Source organism: Bacillus sp. FSL K6-3176, assembly GCF_038003325.1.
GTDB lineage: Bacteria > Bacillota > Bacilli > Bacillales > Bacillaceae > Bacillus > Bacillus altitudinis.
The window spans coordinates 3,298,354-3,317,469 of sequence record NZ_JBBOOX010000001.1 but is presented as its reverse complement, the minus strand read 5'-3'; the positions used below and the strand labels follow the sequence as shown (position 1 = coordinate 3,317,469).

The window sequence follows — 19,116 nt, the reverse complement described above, 5'->3', positions numbered from 1 at the left end:
GATGAAGCGCATTCTACAAAAGAGGAATTCAGAACTACTTCTATTTACACCTGCTATGGAACATCATATAATTTAATTATGAATATAACCCGCTTGTAAGGAAGTTAAGGAGAGTAAACGAATGGCGCTGGAATCTTATAAGTCCGACAATCTGCATTTAATCAAGGAAGCCTTAGACTATACTCAGGTTGGCCTGACGGTGACGGACCCGTCTTTACCTGATAATCCTTTAATATATGTGAACAAGGGCTTTTTAGATATGACAGGCTATCAAGAAACCGAAGTATTAGGAAAGAACTGTCGTTTCCTTCAAGGAGATGAAACTGAACAGATTGCTCTCAAACAAATTAGGGCAGCCATTGAAAACAAAGAGGCTGTCACTGTACAGTTGAAAAACTATAAAAAATCCGGACAAATGTTTTGGAACGAGTTAAGTGTGGCGCCTCTATGGATTGATGAAAATGAAGGGAAACGCCTTTATTTCGTTGGTCTGCAAAAGGATGTTACGAAAGAGAAGGAACAGCAAGAGCTTCTTGAGCAATCCATTGATGAAGTATTGAATATTTCTGTCCCGATTGTTCCGGTGAAGGATGGTATTTCTGTCCTGCCGATCATAGGTACGTTAACAGCGCCAAGATTTGATAAAATCATCTCAACAGTCTCCACTTATATCTCTCAATCCAAAGACGATTACTTTATTGTGGATCTGTCTGGTTTATTAGAGGTGGATTCATTTGTGGCGGATGCGATCTTTAAGCTGAACGATTTGATTTTAATGACTGGCACAGAACTGATCGTGACAGGTATTAAACCAAATCTTGCGATGAAAATGGGAGAAATGAGAGAGGACTTCCGCGAGTTGAATACGTATATGAATGTGAAATCTGCATTGAAAAAGCTGCAAATTTAAGCATTCCTTTAGATGAGATTAAAAAAAGAGGACTTTTCATCACGCCCTGAGAAAAGTCCTCTTTTTGCTGTCATTACGATGATTGAGCGGCTGCACTTAACGTGAATAAATCTTCTAGTTCGTTCGTTGACAGCTCTGTAATCCAGCTTTCACTTTGGATAATTTGATCATTTAACGTTTGTTTTGTTTCGAGCATTTGATCAATTTTTTCCTCTATCGTGCCGGTTGTGATCATCTTATGGACGTGAACAAACCGCTTTTGCCCGATGCGGTAAGCACGGTCTGTTGCTTGGTTTTCTACAGCAGGATTCCACCATCTATCGTAGTGAATGACATGATTGGCGGCGGTTAAGTTTAGTCCGGTTCCTCCTGCTTTTAAAGAAAGAATTAAGATGTTGAACTCTTTTTTCTGGAAGCGTTCCACCATTTTGTCCCGATCATGTTTTGATAAGCTCCCATTTAAAAATTGAACTGGTTCTCCAAACATCTTTTCGGCGAGCTGTTTGATCATGTTGCCCATTTCAATATACTGCGTAAAAATGAGACAGCTTTCTCCTTGTTCGTGTATGGCTTTTAACAGCTCTGCTAATTTATCCATTTTTAATGAACGTTTCAACAATTTCACATCTGTTCCGCTCTCTTTTAAATAAAGGGCAGGGTGATCGCAAATTTGTTTGAGTCTGCCAAGCATACTTAAAATGATGGCTTTCCGCTGCATCCCTGTTAATGAGGCCATATGTTCGAATGTATCTTTGACCAGCTGTTCATATAAAGATGCCTGCTCTGCAGATAACGGGATGAATTCTTTTTCTTCTAGTTTCTCTGGCAGATTGAGTGCGACTTCTTCATCTTGTTTTGTTCGTCTTAATAAGAATGGCTTGATCAGCTGCTGTAGCTGTTGGATTCTTTTTTCTTCACGGTCTTTTTCAATCGGAAGGACGAACTTTTTATGAAAACTGGTCAGGCTGCCGAGATATCCTTTGTTCACGAAGTCGAAAATAGACCAAAGCTCTGTCAACCGGTTCTCCATCGGTGTCCCGCTGAGGGCAATGTGGTGCTGTCCTTTTAATTGCCTAATGGCTCTCGATTGTTTCGTATGGGCATTTTTAATGTTCTGGGCTTCGTCTAAGCAAATGGTATTCCATTTGGCTGCTGTTAATTCATCACGGTCAGAATGTGAGAGACCATACGAAGTGAGGACGATATCTGTTGATTCGTACGCTTTTGTAAAGTTCTCACCTTGTGGACGTGATGGTCCATAATGCAGAGCGACATTCAAATGTGGTGCGAATGTTTCAAGCTCTCTTTGCCAGTTCCCTAATACGGAAGTCGGTGCAATGATGAGAGATGGAGCGGTGTCTTGTTGATGCTCCTTCAAATAGGTGAAATAAGCGATCATTTGAATCGTTTTTCCAAGCCCCATATCATCTGCTAAACAAGCCCCGAATCCATGAGACCTTAAGAACAGAAGCCAGTTGACACCGTGCTGCTGATACGGCCGCAGTTTGCCCTTAAAGGACTCACTCATCTCGTAGGATGGCAGTTCTTGTGTATCATTTAACTGATGCACAAGCCCTCGTAATTGAGACGAAAGTTCAAATTGAATATGGGCAAAGGCTGAACTGTCTAGCAGCTCAGGAATCGACTCAGAAGAGGCCTCTTGGTCTGCGAGTTCACGTGACAAAATATCCGACATATGAAGTCCTTCGTTCTCAGCGCGCTCCATCCATTTCTTCATTTGCTGGATAAAGGTCGGATCGATTTTAATCCATTGTCCACGAATATTGACAAGACGACGTTTACTTTGAACAAGCTCGTTGAATTCATCTTCTGTCAGCTCAATCCCGTTTGTGGCAAAGCGCCAATTAAAGTCCATAAGGGCATCCATTCCAACGTGCGATTCGCCTCGTGGTGTGGAGGAAATCCGTGCTTTTAGCATCATGGTGCTTTCTTTGACGATTTGCCACCATGATGGGAGCAGGATCTCAATCCCCATGTTCACAAGTGTTTCACTCGCTTCAGACAGGAAGAGCCACGCTTCTTCTTCTGACATGAGGGTGGTACCAGATGTAAATGAGAGCCAAGGGACAATCTGACCGAACCGCTCCAGCTCTCTGGTGATTTTTTCTTGAAACGGACGCCATGATTTTTTTAAAGAACGGATGCCTTCAAAGAAATGCAGATCACTGTTTTTCTTATCACGCAAAAACAGTTCAATTTTCCAATCATCTCCGTCGAAATCAGGCTCATTTAAACGCAAGCCGACAGTGAAAGGCGTCTCATCATCAATCCAGCCGATCGTTTCCAAAAAATCCTGTTCATCTAAAAAATGACCTTGGAAGGAGGAAAGAGCAGGCGATTGTGCAGTCATTCGGTTCCATTTGTGCTGCAAGGCATCATCATATTGAATGTAATCCTGTACGGCAAAGGAGAACCAATCAGCTGTGTAGCCATCTAACAGACCTTCTTTGTCTTTAAAGCGAAGCATTCCTTTTGTCCATGCCTCGAAATCTGGGACAAAATCTTCATCCTCGATGAATTCGTAAATGGTTGAGGCTGTTTTCATAAGCGGCTCTGTTTCATCCGTTAACGTCACATGGCTGAAAGTATTGAATGAATTTTTCCCTAGCAATTCAACGGTCATCCAAGGACTTAACAGGAAGGCAGGTGTGCCAATAAAGCTCACATCTTCTAAGAATGTTCCGTAAAAAGATGATTCGTGCCATTGGAAAAGCTGCCTCTTCATTTCATTTAGCGGTACAGGCTGTCCGTCCTCTGCTTGCGCTGAAATGGTGAAAGAGAAATCTTCGGTTTGTTCTGCATGAATGACAATTTGTTTATGGCGTGTCATCAATTAATTTTCCTTTCTTCATTTCCTCTTGGAACGCACGCAGCCGCTTTGTTGAATCTTGCAGCTGCTGTACATATCTTTCCCACACCGCGTTTTTCTTCGTTTTATGATAAAGCGTACGCAGTTTCTTGAGCATTTTCACAGATTCCCGGTAAGCACTTCGATTCTTTTGATCGAGAAGCAGTGAGATTTCCCGGTGGTATGAAGGAATGAGTGCTTCAGGCTCTTCCTTTGCAATCTGTTTTATTAATTCTTTCTCCAACTCACTGATAGAGAAACCAACGAGGCTGTGTATTTCAATCCATTCTGCATAGCGTTCTTGTGCATATAAGAGCTGACTATATTCAGTAAATGCATAAGGCATACAGATTTGGAGATAGCGTTCATACAAGAAATGATCTTTCGTCTGTTTAAAGTACGCGTCTAAATAAAAGAAGAAATCGCTGACGGCTCCACGCAGTTCTCTATAAGATAGGTCAAGCTGGCAATATTCTTCTAATACATATGTGATCTCTTGATACCAAAGTTTGAGACGCTTCCAGTCCTTGCGGTTTGTGAGATCCTTTAGCCAATTGAGCACATTCGGCAGCATATCTGCATTGAGCAATTTTAATTGCTGGAAGAGTCTTTCGTCTTCTTTTAGCAAATAATCCATATGCATCAGCCCAATGGTGCGCTCAACCGTTTGCTCCTGCTGTTGGGCGCTCTTGAGTAATTCTGTTTCTTTTTTGACCCATTTCCCTCTATTTAATATAGTTCCCCACATTTCCATAAAGACCGCAACTCGTTCATGCTGGAAAGGTCCGCTGATTTGAAGAAGTGTCCGAACGGCAGTTGGTGTGTTTTCAAGAAACGGATCGAGGGAAAAGGAAAGGGCGTATGTCCTCAAATGATCCACTGAATCAAAAATGGTGTTCATGAGCTGTTCTACATATGGATTCATTGAATAAAAGTCTTTTTCGGCATCAAGGCGGCCGAGGTCGATTAGCTCATGGAGCCTTAACCACACATCGATGGACGTATGAATCGCATACAAACTCTTGAATTCAGGTGAAGTGGGTGCGTGTTTTTTCAGGATCGATAAATAGCCGTAATACAAATGCTGTGGTGTTTGCTGGTGTTTCGGTGTCCGTTTCAGCCAGAGGTGAAATTCCTCCTGGAAAAAATTCAGCCAGCTCTGAAGTGATTGTTCATCTGGACGCTTCACTTGGAAGTGCTGGCGAATGAGTTCTTTGCTGCGCTGTAATTCATCCTTCTCTGACCAATTTTCTGTAAAGCCTGTCACACTCTCTACTTGAGCGTATAGCGAAAAGAAAACAGCGAGGATGTGTTTACATAGTCCATCAGCTGGACATGAACAGCTGCTTCTCACTGGAAACAGCACATGAAGGTGGACTCTTGCTGCCACGACATCATGTACATAAGCTGACCATTCGGTATCAGACTCTTGCTTGAGCCGATATACGCTGTCCTGTCTATAAGTAATCAATGCTTTTTTGATGAGTTGCTTGTTTTCATCTGTTGCAGGAAGAAGTTCTTTGATCTGTTCGGCTGTTTGTTTGATTTCTTCTTCGTTGATGTTGTGCTGAAGCATTTGATCCGCTCCTAACCAAGTAAAAGATTCCAATTCTTTTATTATAGCTCAATGGTGATTTATAAAAAAGTTTTTCATGAAAATGGTCATAAATTTCAAAAGCTGTCGAATGATGTATTAGAGTATTGCATAAACCAACCATACAGCATATAATAATGAAATTAGTGGAATCGAAAGGATACAGACATGGATAATAAGGGTTTAAATCAAGAAGAGTTTTTAAAGATTTTGATGTACGCTCATGATATTGGTGAAAATTCCAATGATGTCACAACAAAAGAAATGCTTGAAAATCTGATTGCTCATATTCGAAATGGCCTTGTTTCATAAAAGTAGCCCCCTGCTCTCTCAGCAGGGGGTTTTTGTATGCTTTTATGAATGGAACGAAAATCCCCGGCATACGATGACATTACAAGCATAAGGAGTATGGGGAGCTGATGTGTCATGAAGGTTGCGATTGCAGGCTGTGGATATGTAGGGCTTGTCACAGGGGTGTGTTTAGCAGAGGCGGGACATGATGTGACATGTATGGATATTGACCGGCGGAAGGTCATGCAGCTGAAGCAAGGGAATCCTCCGATGTACGAGCCGGGATTAAAAGAACTGCTCAAACGGAATATGGAGCAAGGACGCATTCGTTTTCACATCAATGGAGTGTCAGCCTATTCGCAGGCTGACGTGTTAATGATTGCTGTCGGTACCCCGCAGCAGGCAGACGGTCAAGCTGATTTGCAGTATGTCTTTCAAGCGGCAAAGGAGATGGGCTTACAAGCAAAGCAAGGCGCAGTGCTTGTCGTGAAAAGTACAGTACCTGTCGGAACGGGCGATCAAATTGATCATTTGATTCATCACGTGTTAGGTCGTAAGGAGCCATTATCTATCGCATCGAATCCAGAATTTTTACGAGAAGGGTCTGCCATCTCAGATACGCTGCGAGCGGATCGGCTGGTGATTGGAGCCGAAACAAAGAACGGATTAGATCAGCTAGAGTCTATGTATGCGGATTTCCACATTCCATTCGTGAAAACAGATCGGAAAAGCGCAGAGATGATCAAATACGCATCAAATGCATTTCTTGCCACAAAAATCAGCTTCATGAATGAAATTGCTTCGATTTGTGGAAAAACAGGAGCTGATGTTGAGAGAGTTGCAGAAGGGATGGGACTCGATCAGCGGATTGGTGCTTCGTTTCTTAGGGCAGGCATTGGTTACGGAGGTTCCTGTTTTCCGAAGGATACTAATGCTCTTCTCCAAATTGCAGGGCATGTGTCCCATGATTTTGAGCTATTGAAGGCTGTCATCAAAGTCAACAATGAGCAGCGAGCAAGTTTTATTCGAAGTGTGAAGGAGCGGATGGGAGAAAACTTGGAAGGGAAGAGAATGGCTCTTCTTGGCCTTTCCTTTAAGCCGAATACAGATGATATGAGAGAGGCGCCGTCAATCCCAATCGCTCATCAGCTCCATCAATTAGGAGCGGAGATCGTAGCCTATGATCCTGCTGCCGCTCGCAATGCAGCTCAAGAACTGCCTGATCAAGTCCTTTTTGCTCAAACGATTGAAGAGGCGATCAAGGATGCTGATGCTGTCTGTATATTAACTGAGTGGGCGGATATTCAGTCCTTTCCACTTTCAGCTTATAAAGATTTCATGAGGCAGCCGATCATTTTTGATGGCCGGAATTGTCATACGCTTGAAGCGGCAGAAGTAGCTGGTGTCGAGTATCATTCTATTGGGCGCAGGTCTGTCTCTCCTATTTATATGTAATGAGAAAAACCGATAACTTCACGTGTTATCGGTTTTTGCGTTAATGCGGAAGAATGAATCCGCCATATAAAAATGCAGCCACAATTAGAAAGGCAGGGTGCAATTTGAATTTGGTCATAAAGAAAAATGAAATGGCGGCAATGGCGAGTGATTGCGTCCAGCCAATGGCTTTCACGGCATCTCCGCCAATTTCCCATGTTAATAAAAGCATCATCATCGCAATGACAGGCTGTACAGATAGGGTCATGCCTTTGACGACAGAAGATTGGCGAAAACGGTCAATGAGTTTTAGCAGTAAAATCAATCCGATCGCAGACGGCAGGACCGTCGCAAGCAGTGCAACGATAAAGCCTGGCCATCCCATGACATCATAGCCTACATAAGCCGCAATTTTCGTAGCGATTGGACCTGGAAGTGCGTTGGCTAATGCGAGCATATTGGAGAACCCTTCGTTTGTCATCCAATGAAAATGATTGACGATTTCTTCATAATTGAGTGGAATGGAGGCAGGTCCTCCGCCATATCCTAACAGATTGGATAAGAAGAATGCCCAGAATAAAAAGAGAATCAGCATCACGAAGACACTCCTTTCTCTTTATTTGTTCGAGTCCAGCGATCTTTCAGTTTAAAATGAAAGGCACCATAACATAAAAAGATGATGACAATGATTCCTGGATGAATCGAGAGTACTTGAAGACCGACAAATGCCAAAAGGAATAGGGCGATTCCGAAGATCATGCCGAAGCCCTTCAACGCTTTTTGTCCAAATTCATATGCCATCATTCCTAACAGAACGGCAATTACTGGTGTCACAGCACCGATCATATTTTGAATGATGACTGAAGAGCTTAAGACGCTGACAAGTGTAACAAGTGCCACCATAGCGAGACATGTCGGTAAAATATGTGCAGCTGTTGCAACAATGGCGCCAGATACACCTTTTAATCGATAGCCGAGGTATGCCGACATTTTCGTAGCAATCGGTCCGGGTAATGCGTTGGCGATGGCGAGTGTTTCTCCAAATTCGTCATCATTGATCCATTTGTATTTGACGACCGCTTCATGGCGAATGAGCGGGATGACAGAAGGTCCTCCGCCAAATCCCAGAATACCGGTTCGTACCATGGCGATCATGAGTTCAAGATATGATTGCAAGTGGTTCAACTCCTATCTACAATTTCATGCCCATTCGGCTTTTGTATCGTTTAATGAGCATTTGACAGTCAACACTGACGACGCCTTCAAGCGGGTACAGCTTCTTTGTCAGGAACGTCTCCATTTCCTGTTCATTTTGAAAAATGCCATGCATATGCAGCTTGCTTGGTCCTGTCATATGATAAAGGCTTGTGACGGCTGTTTCCTGTTCAAGCTGAAGGGCGACTGTTTCTAAACATTTCGGCTCAACCTCTACGTTAAAAAAGACAGAGACATGAATGCCGATCTTTGCTGGATTAATGACAGCGGTGAATCGTTCAATGACACCTGCTTCAATGAGCTGCTGAATACGGGCTTGTACAGCAACACGGGAAAGGCCGACTTGTTTCCCTAAATCTGTATAGGACATACGCCCGTCCTCGTGTAATAAGGAAAGAATTTGTTTATCCCTTTCATCTAATGTTAAGTTTGGAATGCGATATTCATGTGCCACCGTATAACCACCTTTCTTCTGTTGATATTCTATCATATTTTATTACGAATAGAATGTTTGATTTTTAATTGAGTAACGAAATGAAATAATAAAAGAAGATAATATATCTTTTTGCATAAAAAAACACCCCGGTATCACCGGGGTGTGTTCATTTTATTTTTCTGGGCTGCTTTCCGCACTGGCAATTTGCTGTGCAAGGTCAGCACGATCAATGTCTGCTTGGAAGAACTCCTGCGTATTTGGCAGGTGTAAATTCATGTGACGTTTTTGAGAAATTCGGATGGTCACTTGATCCACAGTGTAATCAAATACATGCCCGCCTACGCTTCGATCATCATCAATAAAGTGGAGATGATATCCGCTTACCGCAATGCCATGTGCGTACTGTGGTGTACGGAAGCCTGCGATCGTCCCGCGAATATTTTCAAAATCGAAAATAGGCTGTGACTTGACTGCCTCTACCATCGGAACGTAAGGTTTTTCCTGTTTTTCAACCGTACGGGTTTGAACCTTTTTGAATGACCCATCGATGCGGATCGCATAAAAGACATTCTTGCTCAGTAAGATTCGGTCGATTTCTTCCTCTAGCTCTTTGGACGTTATCGGTGCATCAATTCGATGAACGATGTCCGTTTCAAAGAATGCTAGAGAACAGAATGGTGAATAATCTTGATCGGTTACTGGTGTGGCTGTTCCATCAGAGCGCAGTCGATAAAAAGCGCCGTCAAAGCCGATCAGTTCCCCATCTAATTGATTGAATGTGCCAATGCCAAAATCACCGTGCTCTGGAATATGTGATAGGGAGAAATCTCCATCGTATACGGCTTCTAGCAAGGAGGTCATGGTTGATACTTGATAAACCTCTTGCTTTTTGTCCTGCGGTATTATGTTGTTTTGTTGATTCATTGGGTGCATCATACCCATATCCGCTCACTCCTTTAACGTAATGTATCGAAGTCTTATCTGACGTTCGTTGTGTGTTTTTCACGAAAGACTTCTGGCCATTTTTGACTGGCGAGGTCTGGGTTGTCTTGATAGTCTATCGGAATATCAATAATAACGGGTCCTTCTATGTTTATACCCTTTTGAAGGACAGTTGAAAGCTCTTCAGGTGAGTTGACACGTAATCCAGTTGCTCCAAAGCTTTCTGCATATTTCACTAAGTCGATCTGACCGAACTCAACACAAGACGTACGGTCATACTTCATTTCCTGCTGGAATGCCACCATATCGTATGTGCTGTCGTTCCAAACGAGATGAACGAGATTTGTTTTCATGCGCACGGCTGTTTCTAATTCCATGGCGGAGAAGAGAAAACCGCCATCACCTGAGACTGAAATGATCTTTTCAGCTGGATTTAATATAGAGGCTGCAATCGCCCATGGTAATGCCACGCCAAGTGTTTGCATTCCGTTACTCACTAGGAACGTGTTCGGTTCATAAACACGGAAGTGGCGAGACATCCAAATGGCGTGCGATCCGATATCACATGTCACTTTCGTGTCATCTGGGATGATACGTCTCAACGTATGAATGACATCCAGCGGGTGTGATAAATGACTTTCTCTTTCTGGTGTTTTTTCGATATCACTTAACAGCTCTTGTAATTCTGTGACGAGATCTACGTTCTTTTTGCATAATGAAAGTGGAACGCTGTCGAGGGCTAGATGTTGCACCGTTTCAGATATATTGCCCACAAGCTCAAGCGTCGGTTCATAGAAATGGTCAATATCTGCCTGCATGTCATCTACATGGATGATGTGACGCTGCTGCGGTTTCAAATTCCAATGCTTCGGATCGTATTCGATTGGATCAAAGCCAATAGTTAAAATCACATCCGCTTTCTCAATGAGAAGGTCGCCTGGCTGATTACGGAATAAACCGATTCTGCCCACATATTGAGGCTCAAGCTCTCTTGAGAGAACACCGGCTCCTTGGTACGTTTCGACAAATGGGATACCAAGTGTTTTTAATAATGTTCTTGTCGCATTTGCCGCAGCTGGACGGCTAGCTTTCATTCCCACAATTGCAACAGGTAAGTGCGCATTTTGAATTTTGGCGATGGCCGAACTGATGAGAGCATCCGGTGCAGGACCTAGTTCTGGAGAAGGGTGAGCAGACACTGGTGTTTGTGTGGTGTGTTCGGTCACGACATCTTGTGGAAAGCTGATAAATGCTGCCCCAGCTTGACCTCTTTGTGCCGCGCGAAAAGCATTTGTTAATGCTTCTGGTATATTGTTTACGTCTTGTACTTCAACGCTATATTTTGTCACTGGTTTGAATAATGCCGCATTGTCGAGTGATTGATGTGTTCGTTTGAGCCGATCCGCACGGATGACGTTTCCAGCGATTGCAACAACAGGGTCACCTTCTGTATTGGCTGTTAATAGACCTGTTGCTAAATTGGATGCGCCAGGACCTGATGTAACGAGACAAACGCCTGGTTTGCCAGTTAAACGACCGACAGCTGCTGCCATGAATGCCGCATTTTGTTCGTGTCTGCATAGCACAAGCTCTGGACCTCTGTCTTTTAATACATCAAATACTGCATCAATTTTTGCACCTGGAATCGCAAAAACATGGGTCACACCTTGGGCAATGAGCGTATCGACAATTAACTCTGCTCCTCGTTTTGTTAGGGGTTGTGTTTGAGAATTCATTTACCCCGCACTCCTTTCGGCAAGTAAAATTTTTTATGAAAATATATTTTCATGATATGATTTACTATACATTTCACAAAATAAATTTTCCAATATATGTTTAACGTAGTTTTAATATGTTTCACGAATAAGTGTTTGAGGAGTGAAAGGATGGAACTGAGACATTTGCAGTATTTTGTCACAGTCGCGGAGGAGCTGCATTTCGGCAGAGCGGCCGCACGATTGAACATGACACAGCCTCCACTTAGTCAGCAAATTAAGCAGTTTGAGGAAGAATTGGGATTTCCTTTGTTTCACCGGTCTAAACGGGTGGTGGAGTTAACAGCTGCTGGAAAGGTTTTTTTACATGAGGTCCGGGGGGTGCTGCATCAGCTTGATAAAGCCGTTGATCATGCCCGGCATACGGCAAGAGGGGAGCTTGGGAAGATTATCATCGGTTTCGTTGGTACAGCGACATATGATATACTGCCGCCAGTTGTCCGTGAATTCAGAGAGCGGTACCCTTCTGTCAGTATTGAGCTGCAACAGCTCTCCGTCCCGCAGCAGCTTGAGGCGCTTTTGAATGGTGAGATTGATATTGGTTTTTTGCATCCTACATCACCGCAAGAAGAATTGGTCAGTCGTTTAATGAAGCAAAGTGAATGTATTTTTGCGATTCCGAAAAACCATCCGCTGGCGGAAAAAGAAGCGGTCACGATTGAAGATATTCGCGATGAGCCGATTATTTCTTTATCAAAGGAATCATGGCCGTCCCTTTATCAGCATTTTGTCCTACTTTGTGAAAAGTATGGATTTTCACCTAATATCGTGCAGGAAGCAGCAGAATATCAAATGGTCATTGGTCTTGTCACAGCGGGAATCGGAATTGCTATCATTCCAACATCGGCCAGGCGTTTATTTAATTTAGATGTGGTGTATCGGTCAATTGAAGGTGAGCAGCTACTCGCGGAATGGACCATTTCTTATAGACGAGAAAATCATAATCCGGCATTGTTTCATCTTGTCCATCATATTCTCCATCGTGCTGAGCCGGAATAAGGGAAGAGAGAACGGGGTATGGTATGATGTCGTTACATACAAGAGGAGGCATGTCTGAAGTGATTACATTACAAATGGATCAGTTGTCACGAAAAGAAGCATATAAAGTATTATCTGGTTCCGTCGTTCCAAGACCCATTGCATTTATTACAAGCCTTTCTAAAGAAGAAGTCGTCAATGCTGCACCATTTAGTTTCTTTAATGTCATCAGCGGCCATCCTCCGCTGATCGCTGTTTCTATTGGACGTCGTCAAGGAGAGATGAAAGATACAGCAAAACATATCATCGACAGGGAAGAATTTGTTGTCCATGTGAGTGATGAAGCGATGATTGAAGATATTAATGAAACAGCTGCTACATTGCCAGAGGAAGAGAGTGAGCTGACTCGTACCGGTCTTCATCAAGTGAAGAGCAGCGTGGTGTCAGTGCCAGGAATCAAGGAAGCACGCATTCGCTTTGAATGTCAGCTGGAAAGACATCTGACCTTTCAAAATGATGAAGGGGAGATCACAGTCGATCATATCATTGGCCGGGTGGTGTGTGCGCATTTAGATGAATCCGTCTATGATGCGGAAAAAGGATATATTTTTACGAATGAATTAAAGCCAGTTGCGCGCCTAGCAGGTAATGATTATGCCCATTTAGGTACGCCATTTGTACTGAAGAGACCGGAATAACACCTAAATCCCCCGAGGCTATCGGGGGTCCAGCGTGTAGACAAACCCTCGCATTCTTTGTCAGTCCTGCGCTTCGGTGCTCACGAATGTCAATTCGCTCTGCTCCGGTGCTCGTCCTTCCTAGACTGCAAAGGTTTTCTATCACGCTGAAAAGAAGACAAAGTGCTAAAATAAAGTTCATTTCAGCCTTTGTCTACAATCTAAAACCCCCGAGGCTATCGGGGGTTTAGTGTTTATTTCTTTTGTTCTAGTTTCAATGGAGCGGCGATATTTTTTTCTACCTTTTTGCCTTTTAATACATCGTCCGCAGCGCCGACTGCCAGTTGACCGATCAGCTCTGGCTGCTGCGCGACTGTTGCAGATAGTTTTCCTGCTTTGATCGAGTTGAGTGCATCTTCGTTACCGTCGAAACCGACGACAAGAATGTCTTTTCCAGAGCTTTGGATGGCCTCTAGTGCGCCAAGTGCCATTTCATCATTGTGGGCAAAAACGGCTTTGATGTCAGGGTTTCCTTGAAGAAGGTTTTCCATCACGTTGAGCCCTTTTGTCCGGTCGAAGTCAGCGGCTTGTTTTGCTGTGACATCTAACTGTTTGTCTGCGATTTGGTGGAAACCTTTTCCTCGTTCACGTGTCGCAGAAGCACCTGGTACACCTTCTAGTTCAGCCACTTTTGCTCCTTTACCGACTTTGTCGATAATAAAGTTAGCGGCCATTTCGCCGCCTTTGATGTTATCGGAAGCAACGAGCGCTTCAACCTTTCCGCTTTCTGCCGAGCGGTCTAATGTGATGACCGGTATGTCTGAAGCATTCGCAGATTCGACAGCCGTTGATATGGCAGAGGAATCGGCTGGGTTAATGAGTAATGCATCAACCCCTTGTTGAATTAAATCTTCTACATCACTCGTTTGTTTGGCTGAATCATTTTGTGCATCGGCAATGACAACTTCAATGCCAAGCTTTTTCGCTTCTTTTGTCACACCGTTTTTAAGAGAAACGAAGAATGGGTTATTTAAAGTCGAGATCGACAGTCCGATTTTAATGTCTTTTTTCTTGCCATCCTTTGTTGATTTGGCCCACTCTGGCGGTTCAAGCGAGCAGGCAGAAAGCATGAATAATGAGAGAGTCACGATCAGGATTACATATTTTTTCATAGCAGCTGCCTCCTTAAGCAGATTTCTTTCTGTCGAGTAGGACTGCAATCAAGATGACAATCCCTTTCACAACAGACTGATAGAATGATGAAACACCAAGTAAGTTCATACCATTGTTCAAGACCCCGATAATGAGTACCCCAATGAGTGTACCGACAATTCGCCCTCTTCCGCCGGATAGGCTTGTCCCGCCAAGTACAACGGCAGCAATTGCATCAAGTTCATACGACGTACCAGCTGTTGGTTGGGCTGAGTTGAGACGAGATGTTAAGATCGCACCGGCTAAAGCAGACATAAAGCCGGCTAATGAGTAAATCATGATTTTGACGCGTGGTACTTTAATACCTGAGATGAGGGCTGCTTTTTCATTTCCGCCAATGGCATACGTTCTTCTGCCAAAAGGTGTTTTATGAAGCAAGACCCAAAGAACGATAAAGGTGAGAAGCATGGTGATCGCTGGAACAGGAATGCCTAAGAAATATCCACGGCCAAATAGCTGAAATGCATAGTTAGAGCCAAGCCCTGTAATTGGGTTTCCGTCTGTATAAACAAGCGTCAATCCTCTGAAAATCGTCATCGTCGCAAGTGTTGCGATAAAAGGAGCCATTTTTCCTTTTGTGATTAAAAGACCGTTGATCATTCCAAGGATGGCACCGATGATACATCCAACGATGATGGCAAGAATCGGGTCCAAACCAGATACAATAAAGCCGGCAGTCAGAGCACTAGACAGCGCTAGAATGGCACCGACAGACAAATCAATTCCTCCGGTTAAAATAACAAACGTCATGCCAAAGGCAATGAGGGCGTTAATGGAGATTTGTCTGAGTAAGTTTAAAATGTTTAATGGTTCTAAAAAGGCCGGATTTAAAATAGAAACAATGGCAACAAGGATGATGAGTCCTAAGAATGGCCCAAGCTTTTGCATGATGTTGTCAAATCGTCCATTTGAAGTAAGTGGTTTCATGTTACTTCCCTCCTGTAGCTAGTGTCATAATTCGTTCTTGTGTAGCTTCTGTTTTACTTAATTCTCCGCTGATAGTTCCTTCATGGATAACAAGCACTCGATCGCTCATCCCAAGAACTTCTGGGAGTTCAGAGGAGACCATCAAAATCGCAACGCCTCGATCCGTCAGCTCGTTCATGAGCTGATAAATTTCTCGTTTCGCCCCGACGTCGACGCCTCTTGTCGGTTCATCTAAAATGAGTACCTTCGGCTGAATGCCGATCCATTTGGCGATGACGACCTTTTGCTGATTTCCACCGGACAGGCTGCGTGCAGAAATTTCAGATGAAGCGGTTTTGATCGTGAGTCGTTTGATGAGAAGGTCAACAAAGTCCTGCTCGTTTTTCTTATCGATCAGCCCCTTTGGAGAGAAGCTGTCTAAGTTAGGCAAGCCGATGTTTTCCCGAATGGATGCATCCAGCATCAGTCCTTCATCTTTACGATCCTCCGTGATAAAACCGATGCCAAGTTTGACTGCATCACTTGGTTTTTTAATGACAGCCTTTTTCCCATGAACCCAAATTTCTCCTTGATCCAGGGGATCGAGTCCAAAGAGCGACCGCATCATTTCCGTCCGGCCAGCACCCATTAAGCCTGCAACACCGACAATTTCTCCAGCTTTGACGGAAAAACTGACATCTTGAAAGCGGCCTTTCCTCGTTGCTTGCTTCACTTCTAGGACGGTATCACCAGTAGAAGGTGTGCGTTCAGGGTAACGATCAGTTAATTCGCGGCCGACCATTTTTTTGACGACTTCATGGAAATTCGTGTCCGGTATCGCTTTCGTATCGACCGTTTTCCCGTCACGCATGATGGTTATTCGGTCACAGATGGCGAAGATTTCTTCCATACGGTGAGAAATGTAGACGATGGAAACGCCTTCTTTTTTGAGTGATTCAATGACCTGAAATAGCTTTTCAATCTCACGGTCTGTGAGAGCAGCTGTTGGTTCATCCATAATAATGACCTTTGCATCGGTCATTAACGCTTTCGCAATCTCAATCATCTGCTTTTGGCCGACAGAACAGCTTCCTGCCTCTTGATCGAGAGATAGGTTGACAGACAATCGGTCGAGCTGCGCTTGGGCGAGGGTTTTCATTTTCTTGGTGTCTAGAAGACCAAGTTTTGTATAGATTTCTTTCCCGATAAATAAATTCTCGAGTACCGTCATATCAGGCCATATATTCAGCTCCTGATGAATGAAGGCAATCCCGTTCTGCTCGGCTTCTTTCGGATTTTTGAAAGCGGTTTCTTTTTCGTCGATTTGAATCGTTCCTTGATCCAGGGAATAGAGTCCTGTCAGCAGATTCATTAACGTTGATTTTCCTGCCCCGTTTTCACCCATTAGTGCATGGACTTCACCTGTGACGAGGTCAAAGGAGACCCCGGCGAGAACGGTGTTTTTTCCAAAGGCCTTATGGATGTTATGCATTTCAATGTTCATAAGTGGCTCCTCCTTTTAAAAGATGACACCGGCATGAAGAATGCAGTTTGCGTATGGGGTGGCTTCACCCGTTCGAATCACTGCTTTTGCCTGTTTGGTCATGTCTTTAAATGTCTCGTGATCGACTTCATCTAACGGATGTGAGAACGCTTTCTTTAGAAATAAATGATCTCTCTTATTGGCTTCTTTGATTTCACTGGCGATCGTGATGTGTTCAACGGCCATTTCCTCAAGAAGAAGGGAAGTAACCTCCTGAAAGGATGGTGTGCCGATGGATAATGCAAGGTCGATCTTGACCGGGCCTTCTGGAATGGGCAGGCCGCAGTCTGCGATGACAATTGTATCTGTATGACCGAGGTCAGCAAGCACCTTGGCGATATGACTATTTAAAATACCATTTTTCTTCATTTCTTATTCTCCAATTCTTCTCTTGCTGGCATGCCGCCTTGGGCGCCAAATTTTGTGACTGAGATAGACGCTGCCAAATTGGCAAAGGCAAGTGCATCGTAAAGTGATTTTCCTTCTGTTAGTGCTACAGCTAGAGCGCCGTTAAAAGTATCACCAGCCCCTGTAGTGTCGACGGCTCTCACAGGATAGCCCGGTACCAACACTTCTTTTGATCCGTCAAAGTAACGAACACCACTTTTTCCTTCTGTAATGAGCAATTTGTTTGGATATTGTCGCAAAGCTTCTGCTATGGTGAGTCCATCAAACATAAGAGCTGCTTCGTGTTCGTTTGGCGTAATATAGGCAGCTTGATCTAATATTTGCTGAGAGACTTTGCGAGCTGGTGCGGGATTTAAGATGACTGGAATCCCTTTTTCGCTGCAAATGGCGCAGACGGCTTCGACTGTTTCTTCAGGAATTTCCTGCTGGATAAGGACGATTCCGATATCTTCAATAGAAGAAAGAGCATCTTTTACATAGTGAGGTGTTACCTCATTGTTTGCTCCTTTGACGACAACAATGCTGTTATCTCCTTCAGCTAAAATGATATGAGCTGTTCCGCTTTCCATTTCGGTAACCGGTTTCATATAAGTGGTGCGAACACCTTGTGTTTGCAAATTGCGCATAATGTCCTGACCATACGCGTCATCCCCAACCCGGCCAATCATATATACATCCGCACCGAGCCTTGCGCTGGCCACTGCTTGATTGGCTCCTTTTCCTCCAGGAACCGTTTTAAATGATTCGCCTAGGACGGTTTCTCCTGCATTTGGACGCTTATTCGATGTGACAACTAGATCCATGGAACAACTTCCTACGACAACTATTTGACTCATTGTGAATCCACCTTTCTTGTGGTCTCTCGTTCAATAAAAGAGACGGGCATTTGAATAACTGCTTGATCTATTGGCTGTTTTTGAATGGCTTTAATGATCAGCTTTGCGGCTTCTTTCCCCATATCATAGGCAGGCTGCCGAATCGTTGATAAAGAAGGGAAGAGCAGTTCGCTTTGCGGAATATCATCAAATCCAATGATTTGGACGTCTTTTGGAATGGCTTTTCCAATTCGAAGCGCTTCGTGTACGACGGCTGCTGCGACGATGTCATTGCTGGCAATGATGCCATCTGTTTCAGGGTACAGCTTGAAAAGAGCCTTGGCGCTTTTTCGGGCTTCCTGAAAAGAAAAAGAAGCGTTAGACATCACATGAAAGTTAGCACCTTCTTCAGTCAGAACATCAAGTGCGCCTTTGAATCTTTGCCGCGCCGTTTGAAGATGAGCGGGCCCTTTTAGCAATGTGATCTGCTGACTGCCGCGTTTGATTAATTCCATTGCAGCCATTTTCCCGCCTGCCGTAGCATCTGCAAACACAGAAGGCGCATTTGGAACGGTGCGATCTAAGAAGACAACAGGCAGTTCATCATCATTGTACAAATCCGATTCAGGTTCGTTTGTGACAGCGATGACACCGACCACCTGGTTTTGCTTAAAGGTTTGTAAATAGGCCATTTCCTTCTCCCGATCTTCATCACTGTTTCCGAATAATAACCGAAAGCCGTGTGCATGAATCTCATCCTCAACGCCTCTAGCCAGCTGAGGGAAGAAGGGGTTTGTGATATCAGGTAAGATGAGACCAACTAATCTTGATTCTCTTTTAAAAAGGGATCGTGCCACTTCATTGGGGAAGTAGTTCAGCTCCTGCATCGCTTGTGTCACACGGGTTTTCGTATCAATATGGACGTATCCAGTATCATTGAGCACGCGTGAAACAGTTGCAACAGACACTTGAGCAGCTTTTGCAACATCTTTAATTGTAGCCAATGGAGTGCCTCCCTTCTTTGATGTGTAACCGTTTACACAGATAGATTATCACGAAAGCATTGAAAAGACAATCTTAAAAAAATAAAAAAAGAAAAGAAAGATGACTT

18 protein-coding genes are annotated in these 19,116 nt (G+C 43.8%); 5 read left to right on the top strand and 13 right to left on the bottom strand.

Features of this window, described 5'->3' with window-relative positions; translation table 11 throughout:
* Nucleotides 1-121 precede the first annotated feature (121 nt).
* A complete protein-coding gene (locus MHB38_RS17230) occupies nucleotides 122-910 on the top strand; it encodes an STAS domain-containing protein (protein ID WP_017360015.1) in 789 nt (262 codons plus the stop codon).
* A gap of 73 nt (nucleotides 911-983) precedes the next feature.
* Here the strand turns inward: MHB38_RS17230 and MHB38_RS17225 are convergent, their stop codons facing one another.
* Complete coding sequence (locus MHB38_RS17225; RefSeq protein ID WP_052321100.1) at nucleotides 984-3,761, bottom strand: DEAD/DEAH box helicase; 2,778 nt, start codon at nucleotides 3,759-3,761, stop codon at nucleotides 984-986.
* Nucleotides 3,748-5,355: an SWIM zinc finger family protein gene (locus MHB38_RS17220; RefSeq protein ID WP_008343292.1), complete on the bottom strand. Its 1,608-nt coding sequence runs from the start codon at nucleotides 5,353-5,355 to the stop codon at nucleotides 3,748-3,750. Before MHB38_RS17220 ends, MHB38_RS17225 begins: the two co-directional genes overlap by 14 nt.
* Before the next feature lie 186 nt (nucleotides 5,356-5,541).
* Here MHB38_RS17220 and MHB38_RS17215 point away from each other — a divergent pair, with 186 nt between their 5' ends.
* Nucleotides 5,542-5,685, top strand: coding sequence for a hypothetical protein (locus MHB38_RS17215; protein ID WP_003214884.1), 144 nt, complete (start codon nucleotides 5,542-5,544; stop codon nucleotides 5,683-5,685).
* Nucleotides 5,686-5,799: 114 nt separating this feature from the next.
* Nucleotides 5,800-7,119, top strand: a complete 1,320-nt coding sequence (locus MHB38_RS17210) for a UDP-glucose dehydrogenase family protein (protein WP_052321101.1) — start codon at nucleotides 5,800-5,802, stop codon at nucleotides 7,117-7,119.
* A 40-nt stretch (nucleotides 7,120-7,159) separates the two neighbouring features.
* On the opposite strand, the gene MHB38_RS17205 is transcribed toward MHB38_RS17210, so the two are convergent.
* From MHB38_RS17205 to alsS, 5 genes are all read right to left on the bottom strand, one after another.
* Nucleotides 7,160-7,693: a chromate transporter gene (locus tag MHB38_RS17205; RefSeq protein ID WP_007497548.1), complete on the bottom strand. Its 534-nt coding sequence runs from the start codon at nucleotides 7,691-7,693 to the stop codon at nucleotides 7,160-7,162.
* Nucleotides 7,693-8,253 carry a chromate transporter gene (locus tag MHB38_RS17200; RefSeq protein ID WP_039963093.1) on the bottom strand — a complete coding sequence of 187 codons (561 nt, stop codon included), beginning with the start codon at nucleotides 8,251-8,253 and terminating at the stop codon, nucleotides 7,693-7,695. The genes MHB38_RS17205 and MHB38_RS17200 overlap by 1 nt, the downstream gene beginning before the upstream one ends.
* Before the next feature lie 37 nt (nucleotides 8,254-8,290).
* Complete coding sequence (locus MHB38_RS17195; protein WP_017360010.1) at nucleotides 8,291-8,767, bottom strand: Lrp/AsnC family transcriptional regulator; 477 nt, start codon at nucleotides 8,765-8,767, stop codon at nucleotides 8,291-8,293.
* Nucleotides 8,768-8,920: 153 nt separating this feature from the next.
* Nucleotides 8,921-9,691 carry an acetolactate decarboxylase gene (gene budA / locus MHB38_RS17190; protein WP_445661578.1) on the bottom strand — a complete coding sequence of 257 codons (771 nt, stop codon included), beginning with the start codon at nucleotides 9,689-9,691 and terminating at the stop codon, nucleotides 8,921-8,923.
* Nucleotides 9,692-9,726: 35 nt separating this feature from the next.
* The gene (gene alsS, locus MHB38_RS17185) at nucleotides 9,727-11,427 is read right to left on the bottom strand and encodes an acetolactate synthase AlsS (protein ID WP_052321103.1); all 1,701 of its coding nucleotides are present in this window, start codon (nucleotides 11,425-11,427) and stop codon (nucleotides 9,727-9,729) included.
* A gap of 150 nt (nucleotides 11,428-11,577) precedes the next feature.
* Between alsS and alsR the strand changes: the two genes are divergently transcribed.
* Nucleotides 11,578-12,465, top strand: coding sequence for an acetoin biosynthesis transcriptional regulator AlsR (gene alsR, locus MHB38_RS17180; protein WP_039962952.1), 888 nt, complete (start codon nucleotides 11,578-11,580; stop codon nucleotides 12,463-12,465).
* 59 nt (nucleotides 12,466-12,524) lie between these two features.
* Nucleotides 12,525-13,142: a flavin reductase family protein gene (locus MHB38_RS17175; protein WP_186317854.1), complete on the top strand. Its 618-nt coding sequence runs from the start codon at nucleotides 12,525-12,527 to the stop codon at nucleotides 13,140-13,142.
* A gap of 233 nt (nucleotides 13,143-13,375) precedes the next feature.
* On the opposite strand, the gene rbsB is transcribed toward MHB38_RS17175, so the two are convergent.
* Genes rbsB through MHB38_RS17145 form a run of 6 tightly spaced genes read right to left on the bottom strand, consistent with a single transcriptional unit; the run spans nucleotide 13,376 to nucleotide 19,009 of the window.
* Nucleotides 13,376-14,293, bottom strand: coding sequence for a ribose ABC transporter substrate-binding protein RbsB (gene rbsB / locus MHB38_RS17170; RefSeq protein WP_046526705.1), 918 nt, complete (start codon nucleotides 14,291-14,293; stop codon nucleotides 13,376-13,378).
* 13 nt (nucleotides 14,294-14,306) lie between these two features.
* Nucleotides 14,307-15,260 carry a ribose ABC transporter permease RbsC gene (gene rbsC, locus MHB38_RS17165; RefSeq protein ID WP_007497532.1) on the bottom strand — a complete coding sequence of 318 codons (954 nt, stop codon included), beginning with the start codon at nucleotides 15,258-15,260 and terminating at the stop codon, nucleotides 14,307-14,309.
* A gap of 1 nt (nucleotide 15,261) precedes the next feature.
* Complete coding sequence (locus tag MHB38_RS17160) at nucleotides 15,262-16,743, bottom strand: sugar ABC transporter ATP-binding protein (protein ID WP_052320905.1); 1,482 nt, start codon at nucleotides 16,741-16,743, stop codon at nucleotides 15,262-15,264.
* A gap of 15 nt (nucleotides 16,744-16,758) precedes the next feature.
* A complete protein-coding gene (rbsD, locus tag MHB38_RS17155; protein ID WP_052320906.1) occupies nucleotides 16,759-17,151 on the bottom strand; it encodes a D-ribose pyranase in 393 nt (130 codons plus the stop codon).
* A complete protein-coding gene (gene rbsK, locus MHB38_RS17150) occupies nucleotides 17,148-18,026 on the bottom strand; it encodes a ribokinase (protein ID WP_052320907.1) in 879 nt (292 codons plus the stop codon). The genes rbsD and rbsK overlap by 4 nt, the downstream gene beginning before the upstream one ends.
* Entirely contained in the window at nucleotides 18,023-19,009 is a 987-nt protein-coding gene (locus MHB38_RS17145; RefSeq protein WP_052320908.1) for a LacI family DNA-binding transcriptional regulator, read from the bottom strand. Before MHB38_RS17145 ends, rbsK begins: the two co-directional genes overlap by 4 nt.
* Nucleotides 19,010-19,116 lie beyond the last annotated feature (107 nt).